Source organism: Mobiluncus sp., assembly GCF_985070215.1.
Map to the genome: position 1 here is coordinate 1 of NZ_CFKZQR010000050.1, position 12903 is coordinate 12903.

General features: G+C 58.1%; 9 protein-coding genes. 2 read left to right on the top strand and 7 right to left on the bottom strand.

The features are described from left to right. The 4 genes from AC5LBQ_RS08510 to AC5LBQ_RS08525 form a co-directional block, all read right to left on the bottom strand. The coding region (locus AC5LBQ_RS08510; protein ID WP_493265206.1) for an ATP-dependent helicase at window positions 1–2273 on the bottom strand (2273 nt) is incomplete at its 3' end. Next, entirely contained in the window at window positions 2270–3406 is a 1137-nt protein-coding gene (locus AC5LBQ_RS08515) for a sialidase family protein (RefSeq protein ID WP_493265207.1), read from the bottom strand. The genes AC5LBQ_RS08515 and AC5LBQ_RS08510, both read right to left, overlap by 4 nt. 102 nt (window positions 3407–3508) lie before the next feature. After that, on the bottom strand, window positions 3509–4210 hold the full coding sequence (locus AC5LBQ_RS08520) for a LuxR C-terminal-related transcriptional regulator (protein ID WP_493265208.1): 702 nt from the start codon (window positions 4208–4210) through the stop codon (window positions 3509–3511). Between the two features lie 13 nt (window positions 4211–4223). Beyond that, on the bottom strand, window positions 4224–5498 hold the full coding sequence (locus AC5LBQ_RS08525; protein WP_493265209.1) for a PspC domain-containing protein: 1275 nt from the start codon (window positions 5496–5498) through the stop codon (window positions 4224–4226). 473 nt (window positions 5499–5971) lie between these two features. On the opposite strand from AC5LBQ_RS08525, the gene AC5LBQ_RS08530 reads away from it, so the two are divergent. Further along, window positions 5972–8017, top strand: coding sequence for a PspC domain-containing protein (locus AC5LBQ_RS08530; protein ID WP_493265211.1), 2046 nt, complete (start codon window positions 5972–5974; stop codon window positions 8015–8017). A 12-nt stretch (window positions 8018–8029) separates the two neighbouring features. Beyond that, window positions 8030–8287 (top strand): MFS transporter, encoded by a 258-nt coding sequence (locus AC5LBQ_RS08535; protein WP_282921897.1) that lies wholly within the window; start codon window positions 8030–8032, stop codon window positions 8285–8287. A 10-nt stretch (window positions 8288–8297) separates the two neighbouring features. Here AC5LBQ_RS08535 and AC5LBQ_RS08540 read toward each other — a convergent pair whose 3' ends face one another. From AC5LBQ_RS08540 to rpsO, 3 genes are all read right to left on the bottom strand, one after another. Further along, window positions 8298–9647, bottom strand: a complete 1350-nt coding sequence (locus AC5LBQ_RS08540; RefSeq protein WP_493265210.1) for a carboxylate--amine ligase — start codon at window positions 9645–9647, stop codon at window positions 8298–8300. Window positions 9648–9723: 76 nt separating this feature from the next. Beyond that, a complete protein-coding gene (locus AC5LBQ_RS08545; protein WP_298633658.1) occupies window positions 9724–12105 on the bottom strand; it encodes a polyribonucleotide nucleotidyltransferase in 2382 nt (793 codons plus the stop codon). 207 nt (window positions 12106–12312) lie between these two features. Then, window positions 12313–12582, bottom strand: coding sequence for a 30S ribosomal protein S15 (gene rpsO, locus AC5LBQ_RS08550; RefSeq protein ID WP_282921900.1), 270 nt, complete (start codon window positions 12580–12582; stop codon window positions 12313–12315). Window positions 12583–12903 lie beyond the last annotated feature (321 nt).

Below are 12903 nucleotides of genomic sequence, written 5' to 3' on the forward strand. Positions count from 1 at the left end.
CCCCCCCCCCCCCCGCCGTAACCGTAAGCGGAACTCGCCGGCTCGCCGTAACCGCGGGACGCTAGCCCACCGTAATAGTCCACAGTGGTGGCTTCGCGCCGGTTATCGACCAGCTCGGCGGGGATATCGTTTAAGAACCGCGAAGCCGGCATGGTTACCGTCTCTCCAAAGACCGTACGCGCAGCGCAACGGGTCAGATACAGCCGCTGACGCGCCCTGGTGACCGCCACGTAAGCGAGCCGACGTTCCTCCGCCACGTCCTGAGGATTTTCCAAGGAACGAGAGTGCGGAAACAATCCGTCTTCCATCCCGGTCACGAACACGGTGTTGAACTCCAGTCCTTTCGCGGTATGCACCGTCATCAGGGTCACTTCCGGCGAGGCGGCAGGGGACGCGGAGTCAGCAGGGCGTTCGGCTTGGGCAGCGGTATCAGGGAGCTGATCCGCGTCTGCCACCAGGGAGATCCGCTCTAAGAAATCCGCCAGGCGGGCATCGGGCTCGGAAAGGGAAAAGTCCTGAGCCACGTTACGCAGTTCCGCCAGGTTCTCCACCCGCGCGTCGTCCTGGGGATCATTAGACTTCCGCAGTTTCGGCAGGTACCCGCTGTCTTCCAGAGCCGTGTCCAAGATTTCATCCAACGGAGCGCTCGCCGCATCCAAAGCCCGCATCGCGTCCAAAACGCCCACGAACTCGGCGATTCCCGCGCTAGCTTTTGCACTCAAGTCGCCGTGATGGGTTCCTCCCGGCAGGAATTGACGCAAAGCCTGGCCGAAATCGAGATCCTCATTAAACGACACCTCGCGGATAGTCGCCACCGCTTTATCTCCCAAGCCACGTTTCGGTTCGTTCAACACCCGCAGCAGGTTGCCATCGTCAGCAGGGTTCGCTGCGGCGCACAGGTAGGCGATAGCGTCCTTAATCTCGCGCCGATCATAGAACTTGGTACCTCCCACGACCCGGTACGGGATACCCTCCCGTGTCAGCATTTCCTCCAGTGAACGCGACTGGGCATTGGTTCGGTAGAACACCGCAAATTCGTCCCAAGATGTACCTTCCTGGCGGAGCGTGAGTAGCTCGCGAACGATGAAAGCAGCCTCGTCTCGATCGGTGTCAGCCGCGTACATTACCGCCTGCACACCCTGCCCGGATTCAGTCCACAGGTTCTTTTTCCGCCGCCCCTCGTTTTCCGAAATAATCGCATTCGCGACGGATAAAATCGTGCCGGTCGAACGGTAGTTCTGTTCCAAATAAACCGTGGTGGCGCCGGGAAAATCCGACTCAAATTCCTCAATGTTGCGAATCGTGGCACCGCGGAACGCATAAATCGACTGATCCGAGTCCCCCACCACCGTCAGTTCGGCAGGCGGTTGGGTGTCGCCCGCCGCGCCCATCGTGAGTAAGCGAATCAGCTCATATTGCGCCGGGTTCGTATCCTGGTATTCGTCCACCAAAACATGGCGGAATTTCGCTCGATAGCGCGCCAAAATGTCTGGATGGGCTTTCCACAGATAGACCGTGGATGCAATCAGGTCGTCAAAGTCGAACGCGTTGGCTCGGCGCAGTAGCTGCTGATACTCGGTATAGATTTCGGCCGTGAGCTGGCTCATTTTGTCGATGCCAGCGTCTAGGGCAAACGCTTCGGGGGTGATGAGCTCATTTTTGGCTTGGGAAATTTTGGCGGCAAAAGACTTCGGGGTAAAGCGTTTCGGATCCAGCCCCCGCCCCTTGATGATGCGCGTCAACAGGGCTTTCGTGTCGGCGGTGTCATAGATAGAAAAGGAGCGGGTCACCCCCAGGGTGTCAGCTTCGGAGCGCAAAATCCGCACGCAGGCACTGTGAAAAGTCGATACCCACATGTATTTCGCGGCGTTGCCGACCAAGGTCTCCACCCGCTGACGCATCTCGGCGGCTGCCTTGTTGGTGAAAGTAATCGCCAGGACTTCCCAAGGGCGGATTCGCTCGGTCGCCAATAGCCACGCAATCCGCCGGGTCAGCACGCGAGTCTTGCCCGAACCTGCTCCTGCCATTACCAGGACCGGACCGGACTCGTGAGTCACCGCAGCTTGCTGTTCCGGGTTCAGTCCGTCCACGATTGTCGCAACTTGGCGAGACCTCCAGTCCTCGCGGCGCGCCGCATCCACTCCGGACCAGAGCGCGAAATCGGAGGACACGTCGGGGGTATCGGGCTGCGCGACCGCCCCGCGCGGCAGAGTAGCTGACAGGGGAATCTCACCGCCAGAACCTTCAGCAAGGGTAGAAAACAAATCATTCATGCTTGGTTAGCCCACTGTTCCGCTAATTCCTTGATGCTACTGAGTTCGGCAAAAGGCAAGATTTCGCAAACAACTCCGTCAGGTTCTTCGTAAGCTACAGCAAACTTAGATTGGTCAGCCAGAGAAACGATGTCGATAGCGCCATAAGTTTGTACATCAAAAACCGCCGCTTCTCTGAACGAGAGCGCCCCGTCGGTAGACAGCATCAGCACCGTGCAGTCCCCGTTGCACACAGTGCGTTCGCCGATGTAGCTAAAGACGTTTGCATGAGGGGTTCCAGGACGAGCCCCGTGAAACACTTCCTCCAACGGACTCATGATATTGATGAGCCGGGAGTCCGTCGCGGCGGTGGGCTGTCCAAAACTGCGACCGCCATCAGTGGATATCGCCCATGTTTTCGCTGTCGAACCTTGAGTTTTCATCAGCAGCATGACTTCGGATCCGTCATTGTTTGACACCGCCGAGCAATAATCTACATTCGTCCCGACCGGAGGCGAGGACCACCAGCTGGAACCGTGGTCGTCAGAGCCGATAAACACCGCTTTGCGATCCCCCGACTCGTCTACGATGACACCCGCGTGACACAGGCGCTGTGACCATTGCCCCGCGGTCAACTGTGTACCACGCCCTCGCGGAATGTAAGTCATTGTAAAGTTCCGTCCGGCAATAATCATGGAAGTGATATCTTGATGCTGCCAATTCAAGCCATCATCATCTGTCCACGCGACAAAAAGCGCCGTTTGAGCCTGAGGCAAATCCCAGTTAGGCACCAGGGAACGGGTATAGAAACAGAACATGCGCCCAGTCACGCGGTCATGCAGAAATGACGGAACGTGAAACCCGAGAAAGTTCTGTGGGTCTCCCGCCACCAAGAGGCGAGGCTCTTCCCAAGTTAAACCGTTGTCAAAAGACCGTGATAAACAAAGACTGGTCGGACACAGTCGGGGATAATGCGGTTCTTTATAGTTGGATGAATCCGTGCTGCCTTGCTCTGCCTGGGCAGAAGCTGCACATTCCGAAGGCAGCGCCTCCCACACCATCAACAAAACTCGACTGGATGTACGCGCGATAGCAGGATAACGTGCTTGGGTAAAGCCGGAGGTAACATGGGGAGCTACCACGGAGCGCTGCATCAATAATCCTTTTCTATCCCGAAAACAATAGCGCCTTTACGTTATCATCTCACCACGGTTTGCTTCACCTTACGGCGCGCCCAGGGAAGTCTCCCGCCCCCCTCAGCCGATGCGCCGATCTTGAGCCCATTTAGACAGTTCGTAACGATTGGACAGCTGCAGTTTGCGCAGCACGGAGGACACGTGAGATTCGACAGTTTTCACCGAAATATACAGTTCGGAAGCAATTTCTTTGTAAGCGAAACCCCGCGCAATGAGGCGCATGACTTCAAACTCTCGCTCCGTGAGGGAATCGAGTTCGGAATCGGTGCCCACCATGTCGGTACGCGCTGCCCCGAACGCATCCAACACGAAGCCTGCCAGCCTGGGCGAGAAAGCCGCATCTCCCCCTGCTACCCGAACGATGGCATCAACCAGGTCAGGCGTGGCAATAGTCTTGGTCACGTAGCCGCGGGCTCCCGCCCGTATGACCGCCACCACGTCTTCTGCCGCGTCAGACACTGACAGTGCCAAGAACCGGGTCGGCACCCCCATGCAGGCCGCCGCGACTTCTGCTCCCCCGCCGCCGTGACCACCCGGCAAGTGCACGTCCAGCAGGGCCACCGTGGGAACGGACTGGCGCACTGCGGCAATAGCGTCCTCCACGCTGTCCGCCTCTCCCGTGACCTGGACTTCGTCGGGATACTTGCTCAGTTCGGCAATCACTCCCGCCCTAAACAGCCCGTGATCGTCGATGACCAGCACCGAAATGGGGGACTTCGGGTGTTCCCCAACAGCAGCCGGGTTCGCGTTTCCGTCACTCATAGATTGTCCTCCCTCAGTTTTCCCCTGTTTGACGGGGCACTTTCATTGCGACTTCGCAGCCGCCAGGTCCCGACCGAATGGTCGCGGCGCCGCCGTGGCGCTCCAGCCTCTCAATAATGGAATGTTTCACGCCCTGATGGCCTTGCGGGATAGCCGCAATGTCGAATCCGTCACCGTGATCACGCACGAAACATTCCACCGCGTGCGTCCCCACTTCCAGATACATCGAAAACGGGGGCTTTCCGTGGCGAGCCGCGTTCGTCAAGGCTTCCCGGGTCGCCGCCACCAGCGGCTCAGACCACGATCCCGGAACCGCGTCTCCCACCGTGACCGTGTCCAAAACCACTCCGTAACGATCCTCGATTTCGCCGGCCAGATCCTTGATAATTTGGGACAGAGATGCGTCCGCGTAACCCCTATCTTCATAGAGCCAAGCGCGCAGCTGACGTTCCTCGGCACGAGCCAGTTTCGCGACTTCCGGGGCGTCGTCGGCTCGAGCACGAATCAGGGCGAGGGTTTGCAGCACTGAATCATGCAGGTGAGCAGCCATATCGGCGCGGACAGTTTGGCGGGTTTGCTCAGCTAATGATGCCTTGTAGGACATCCAAAATCGTGCCCACAGCGGCAATACCGCCAGGCTTAGCGCTGCGATGACGACCAGAGTGATGAATCCCCCACGCAGTGCGTCCCCCAGGCTAATCGTTCCCGACAGCCCAAACATAACTGCAAAAATGACCAGGAGAGCACCCGGAATCGCAAAACCCAGGAACCGTCCCATTCGCAGCTCGTTTGGAGATGATCCGGCTGAAGCCCCCACCCAAATGAGGGCGATGCCGGTGATGAGAACCACGATCGCGATGAGAGGACGCAAATCATTCATGATTTTCGGACCGGAATAAGCTCCCAACACCGCGATAGTAATTAACCCCAGTGCCAGCAAAATTGCCGGAACCGTCACGTTTTGCCAGCGGCCATTGCTACCAAAGTACCCCTTGAGCTGCGCGTTAGGGTTCGCCAACCGCGAATCTCCGGAAAAAGGAACCCCCACCTCTCCCCAAGGGTTTCCCCGCGGCACAAAAATCCACAACCAGGCGTAGAACAGAATGCTGACCCCGGTGGGAGCTAAAGCCACCAGAATGAGCCGCACCAGCCAGAGAGGCATTTTCAGATGCAACGCCAGTCCAGCGGCTACCCCAGCCACAACCCCGTCTTTTCCAGGCAGAACCGTCCCCGGCACGGGGCGGCACAGCGCAGGGCGTGCGAGGGGGACTGGATGTGACGTTGTCATAAATCCAGTTTGCCACGGTTACGCGGGGTTTCGCCCGGCTTAAGGGATTAATCAGGGGGAAATCAGGGATAACCCCCATAGCCGCCGGGCGCGACAGCAGCAATGATGGAAACATGGACGAAAACACGAACCCAGAACATATATCCGATTCTGTTCCACCCGCTGGAGGTGAGTCTCCCCGCGATGGCGAGACTCCAGTGACGAATGCGACTACCGACGCCCCCGCGGCTGGCGGGACGACTCCCTTTAGTTCAGCGGATCCAAACGGGATTGGGGCTGCCGGATTTAGCACACCTAACCCGGGAACCCCGAACCCACACACACCTAACCCGGGAGCGCCGTATCAGGGCAACACGAACTACCGCTCTGCGGGCTACCCCGGTTCGGGCAGTTTCCCGAGCAGCGGCGCAAACTATGGAACCGCGAGCATGGGAGGCTACCCTGGAGGCTCGGATTCCACTGGACAGTCCTGGATGCGGTCCAACAACCGGGTCATTGGTGGAGTTTGCGCGGGAATTGCCTCACGCCTGAACATAGACCCCGTAATTGTCCGCGGTTTGGCAGTGGTCGGTTTGCTGTTCTTTGGATTTATTCCCCTGCTTTACGGGGCGCTGTGGCTGTGGATGCCCAGCCAAACCACCGGGCGCAGCTTGTGGACCGATTGGCGTGCCGGCGTACCTAACCAGGGCGGTGGTGTTGCCGGGTCAATCCTGTTAATGTGTTTCGGGGCGATGCGGATGCTGCCCGAAGGCACTTTCCTGTTCAACATTTTTGACATTTGGGACGGCGGGGGCGGGTTCGGAGATATACTCGCGTTCTTTTTCATACTCCTGGTTTTGTGCCTGTTACTGGCCCCCATAGCCGTGGTGGTGCTAATCATTGTCCACTTTATGAACCGGAACAAGGCCGGTACCCTGCCAGCCGCGAACGCTTACGTTCCCGGACCCACTGGCTTCGTTTCCACGCCACAGGCACCCGCCGGTCCAGCCCCCGCTGACGGCCTTCACGATACTCCCGCTTCCCACGCAGCACCCGCCACCGGCTTCACAGCTGCCCCCACCAATTTTACGGTTCCCAACTCGGGCTTTAGCGTTCCCGCCGCGAGTTATGCGACACCTTTTGGCAATTCCTCTCCCCTGTCTGCGCCATCGTATCCGCAGCCGGAGGCGATTCTGGCGCCACGCATTCCCGGACCGAGCCGCACCCTCAGTCTCACGGTCGGCGGATTGGTTCTGCTGTCATTTTTCGCCGGTATCCTGATGTCCCTGGTAGGAGTGCTTGATCCGCTAAGTTCGGGTCTGTTGGTTGTCGGTCTGATGACGATGGTGCTGGGGGGTGGAATGTTGGTGGCAGCCCTGCAAAAGCGACGGACAGGCTGGCTCGCCATCGTCACCCCACTGGTGATTCTGTTCGTGACGCTACCTCTGGCAACAGTGGGAATGTCCGTGATGCCCCAACTGCGCGAACTGCGTTCCAGCATTGATTGGCGCAATTTTCCCGAAACGTTCAGCTACCAGAGCAATGATTTACGCCCCGGAGATGAACTCAACGCCGCTCGTGGCAACGCGAACATAGACCTGCGTGCCACGAACCTGGGGAAACCCATCACAGTCAATCTGGTTAACGGGAATGTCTCAATTTATACGCTGCCAGAACAAAACGTTGACCTGGAAATCAACTTAGCCCAGGGCAACGTGACGACTTCCACCCTGAAAGACAGCAAATGGGACATGAGCGAAACCTTTTTACAGTCCTCATCCGTTGAAAAACACCGTCCGCAATATTTCACTATGGACGGCAATCAGCGCGTGGAATTCGTGGATCGAACCAAGGAATATGAGGCCGCAAACATCAGCCTGGGCAGTTCAGATGTGACGAAACTAAAAATTCGCCACGATGTTCCGCTATCTGATGGCTCGCGAAACATAGAGACAAAACCCCAAACTATCGAAATCAACTTGGCACACGGAACCGTGTCGCTCTATGAACGTCCCCCTGTGGATTTATGGAACGGGGCGGTGCTACCTGACGGGCATTTCTTGGTCAACTATGTGTTGAATGGCCGGGATTTGATGACTGCCGATTTGGAAGAATACAACAGCACCGAGGTCGGCTCTGAAAACGAAAGTAGCGACGCACTGCGAGAGTTTCGCCGCCGTGCCGTGTCCGGGAACGGAACTATCGAGATTAGTAGGGCCAGCGGAGTTGAGGGTGAGCCCATAGCACTGGGCGGACAAGACGTATCTGAACTGAACATAGACAACACATTAACCCTCGCTGACATTCATGCAGGCAAGGCCGGTCCGTGGAAGGACATCAACCAAGACGGGTTTAACGACCTGTTCCAGCCCGGTGGCAGCAAGTGGAAACCCGGCGACAACCTGTTTGACCCCGTAAACGGAACCCCGCGTTCCTCCGGAATGCCCAACGGGACACCGAGCATACCCGCCACGCCAGTTGCTCCGGATTCACCCACGGCACCTTCTCCGTACCAAGCCCCCAGCATTGAGAACAATTAACAGGTGACAACTATGGAAAACACAACAGAAACCATCTCCCTCTCCCCCAACTTGGAGCCAGAGAAAACACCGGAACCACCCTTGGAACCCCGCCGTGAACATCGCAGCTTGGCCGCCATCGCTTTCAGCGTGGTATTTATCCTGATTGGGTTGATTGTTTTCGGGGCCGCCCTGGGCGTCGTGGTGTCACTGTGGGCACTGATTTTGCTGATATTCGGGACCTCTGGAGTCGCCTTGCTCATCAGTGCCCTGGCGGAGTCACGCCGCTAGAGGGCAGAGGCTAGCGTTGCGCGCGCAGCTGGGCGGTATCGAAAGAGGCACGCCCGTCTGCCGCTAGCGCCTCCAGCGGATAGTTGTGCTTGAACTTCGACCAATGCCGCTGGGTGGAAATCCACACATAAAGACGACGCCGCAGGTATCGCAGGGAAAACTGCCTTTCTGCCGGGGCCAGCAACGGATTAAAGACCTGGCCCGCCCGGTGCAGCGACTGGACTTGACGACGCACCTGACCCGTCGTGTATTTCAAAATCAGCCATATCGGCAACACGGTATAGAGAATCGTGTCAAAGTGGGTCGCCGGCTCCGTGGGCTGGCGGTAGATGAGGTCATTAATCAAAGCTGGTAGCGGATTGTTTCCGGCAGCGGTGTTGTAATACAGGTTCCGGCCGATACGGGGGTTGACCTCAAAGAAATAGGCCTGACCGGTAGCACTGTCTACCTTGACATCAAAGTTTGCGAACCCGTGCCAGCCGATGCCGGTCAGGAAATCACTGGCTTGACGATACAAATCCGGGTAGCTTTCCGTAATCATCGCGGCAGGATTGCCCAGGGCGGTCGGGACATGGTCTTCCAGCAGCACATGAGCCGACCCCAGGAAACTAACCCGTTTGTCCGCATCCACGTACACCGTAATGGACAGGTTGTGTGTGTCATTTCCGGACACCCGCGGCTGGGCCACGAACCGACGCGCGTCCGGGTTCCCGGCAGTATGCGTTTCCAGCTCCTCCAGAATCGCTCGGGCCCGGCGCGGATTGTCAGCTGTATAAACCTTAGATTTGCCCGGCCAAGACAGCCGTTCGTAGCCGTAGGACTGGCACGGCTTGATAATGAGCGGGTATTTATCCCCCAAGGTTTCGGTGATGGCATCCATCAGCGCGGTCGTTCCGGCATCAAGATTGAGCTCCAGAGTCGTGGGAACCCGTAACCCGTACTTTTCGGCAGCACGGGCAAAATGTGCCTTATCATTGGTCAGTTCGATGACATCCACGCTGGGGAAGGCAAAGCGATAAAACGGAGTCAAACGGGAGGCATTTTTCTGGATGTTTACCACGTGGGTATCTTGGTTCGCAACCAATACCAGCGGGGTGTCCGGGTAACGCGCCACCAGTTCGGGACCCATCTGAACGAGTTTTTCAATGAATGCGGCATGGTTCCGGTCCGCAGCGCTCTCGTCAACAGGAATGACCTTTAACAGTCGGGAGTGACGAATCGGCCCCAGCACCATAGAGGTGACAACTAGGGGCTTTACGTGCCATTTCTCGTAGAAAGAGCGCACGTAACCATACGTTCCAATGTCGCCAGAGAGGACAATTGGCAAAAACGGCGCGCCAGACGTGCCAGCTGGATTCATTGATAATCTCCTTTAGGAGGTGACCCGGCGAGGGAATATCCCCCGCCGAGCCACCAGAGTTTTCAACAGCAGGACTCTAGGAGAAGTCGCGATCGTCCTCGCTGCGGGCACGATGCGTCCGCCGGCGAGCCCGCTCCCGCGGACGGCGCGGTTCGTTGCTATCACGCGGATCGCGGCGTTCACAGTCGCGCGGGTCGGGCGTCTCAGAAGTTTCGCTTTGTTCAGATCCCGAATCCGCTGCGGCTTCGCCGTCCTCATCGTCAACCACGGCGTGCAGGGAGAGCTTGCCGCGCTGGTCGATTTCGGCGACCTCGACCTGAACCTGCTGACCGACCTGGAGCACGTCCTCGACGTTTTCCACACGTTTGCCGCCGACCAGGCGACGAATCTGGGAGATATGGAGCAAACCGTCCTTGCCGGGGGTCAGGGAAATGAACGCCCCGAAGGTAGTGGTTTTCACCACGGTACCCACGAAACGTTCGCCGACCTCGGGCATCTGGGGATTCGCAATCGAGTTCACGGCGTCACGAGCGGCTTCCGCGGCCGGACCGTTATCCGCCCCGATGTAGACGGTACCGTCGTCCTCAATGGTCAGTTCGGCGCCGGTATCCTCTTGAATCTGGTTAATCATCTTTCCTTTCGGGCCGATGACCTCACCAATCTTGTCCACCGGAATATTCACGGTGAGGATACGCGGAGCGGTCGGAGCCAGTTCATCAGGCCCGTCGATAGCGGCGTGCATCACGTCCAGAATCTTCAGGCGAGCGTCGCGGGCTTGACCCAGGGCGCCCTTCAAAACGTCGGCAGGAATGCCGTCAAGTTTCGTGTCCAGCTGCAGGGCGGTAATGAAGTCCTTGGTGCCAGCGACCTTGAAGTCCATGTCGCCGAAAGCGTCTTCCGCGCCCAAGATGTCAGTCAGGGTCGCAAACTGGGTGCCATTTTCGCCCGGTTCGCTCATCAAACCCATCGCAATGCCGGCAATCGGGGCGCGCAGCGGCACGCCCGCGTTCAGCAGGGACAGCGTAGAGGCGCAAACCGAACCCATCGAGGACGAGCCGTTCGAGCCCATAATCTCGCTGACCTGGCGAATCGCGTAGGGGAACTCCTCGCGAGCCGGAATGACCGGCTCTAGGGCCATCTCCGCCAGGTGTCCGTGACCAATCTCACGGCGCTTGGGGGAACCGACCCGACCGGTCTCACCGGTGCAGTAGGGCGGGAAGTTGTACTGGTGCATATAGCGCTTGTGCGTCATCGGAGACAGATTGTCCAACTGCTGTTCCATGCGCAACATATTGAGCGTGGTCACACCCAGAACCTGGGTCTCACCGCGCTGGAACAGAGCCGAGCCGTGAACTCGGGGCAGCACCTCGACCTCAGCGGATAGAGAGCGGATGTCTTTCAGCCCGCGTCCATCGATACGTTTGCCTTCGTGCAGCACCCGGGCGCGCACCAGCTTCTTTTCCAAAGCCTTAAAGGCGGCCTTAAGTTCCTTTTCCTGTTCCTCGAACTCGCCGCCTTCCACTGCGAGCTTCTCGATGGCGGCATCGCGGATTTCGGTCTCGCGGTCCTCCCGAGTCAGCTTGTCAGCAATCTGGATAGCCGCGGTCAAATCGGTTTCCACCTCGGCTTTCATCGCCTCAAAGTGGTTGTCCTCGTAGTCGGGGAACAGCGGATATTCCTGGGTTTCCTTGGCAGCCTTGGCGGCCACTTCGGATTGGGCACGGCACAGTTCCTTAATAAAAGGCTTGGCCGCGTCCAGCGCGCTGGCCACAACGTCCTCAGTCGGAGCCTGCTTGCCCTCTTGAATCAGGTCCCAGGCGTACTCGCCGCCACCGGCTTCCACCATCATGATGGCCACGTCTTCTTCGGGAGTGCCCTCGTTGACGACACGACCGGCGATGACCATGTTGAATGTGGATTGTTCCATCTCGGGGTAGGTCGGGAACGCCACCCACTGCCCGTCAATCAGGGCCAGGCGGGTGCCGCCGATGGGTCCAGAGAAAGGCAGGCCAGCCAGTTGGGTCGCCATCGAGGAGGCGTTAATCGCCACCACGTCATAAGCGTGGTCGGGGTGGATTGACAGGACGGTGTCGACGACCTGGACCTCGTTGCGCAGCCCTTTTACGAAGGCCGGACGCAGCGGGCGGTCAATCAGGCGGGCCGCCAGGATAGCTTCGGTGCCGGGGCGGCCTTCGCGACGGAAGAACGATCCGGGGATACGTCCCGCGGCGTATTGCTTCTCCTCAACGTCTACGGTCAAGGGGAAAAAGTCGAATTGATCTTTCGGTTGCTTACCAACCGTGGTGGCTGCGAACACAACGGTTTCCCCATCCAGAGTGACCATTGCCGAACCGGCAGCCTGTTGAGCCAAAAGGCCCGTTTCAAAGCGCAGGACGCGCTTGCCAAATTTACCATTGTCGATGACGGCTTCCGCCGCCGTGATTTCGGGTCCCTCCAAGGGAGCCCCCTCTCTTTGTTCAGCGCGGCGGTCATCGATCGAGGCCCACTGGGCCGGTTCTCCGCAAACCTCACCGGACGAACCGGGATACTTGCGGCAGTCCAGGAGGCCACTACCGAGGACCGATTAACGCTGGATTCCTACATATACCAGCCGGAAAATACCGGCATGAAAAGAAAGCTGACCGGTGACCGGCCAGCTTAGTTGCTATTTACGCAAACCGAGGCGCTCTTTGAGGCTGCGGTAGCGTTCGATGTCGATGTCCTGCAAGTAGCCCAGCAGACGCTTGCGCTGGCCGACCAGCAGCATCAAACCACGACGGGAATGATGGTCATGTTCGTGAGTCTTAAAGTGCTCGGTCAGGTCCTTAATCCGCTTGGACAACAGGGCGATTTGCACTTCGGGGGAACCAGTGTCCCCGGGATGAGTCGCGTATTCGTTGATGATTGCTTGCTTTTCTTCCTTGGTCAGTGCCACAGGTTCTCCTTAGGTTAACTCGTTGCGCGCAGCGCCCAGGCTTTTCCTGGAGCATCGGTAGCGCGGCCGACATGACGGCTGTACAAGTTTAGCAAAAAGCAACAACTCCCGCGAATTCCACAGATTTTAGACGGACGCCGCTGTCAGCGCTTTACAGATTCATAAGATATGTCCGCATCACTCGGAGTCTAGCCCCGGGGCGGCATCGGTTTATGGACAAGCGCGTTTTCACGAGTCGGTACTCAGCACTATTTTTCCCAAGGGTCGGGCGGTACTTTTTGCCAGGTACTTATGGGCACGTTTTGCCTTGGAAAATGCCAG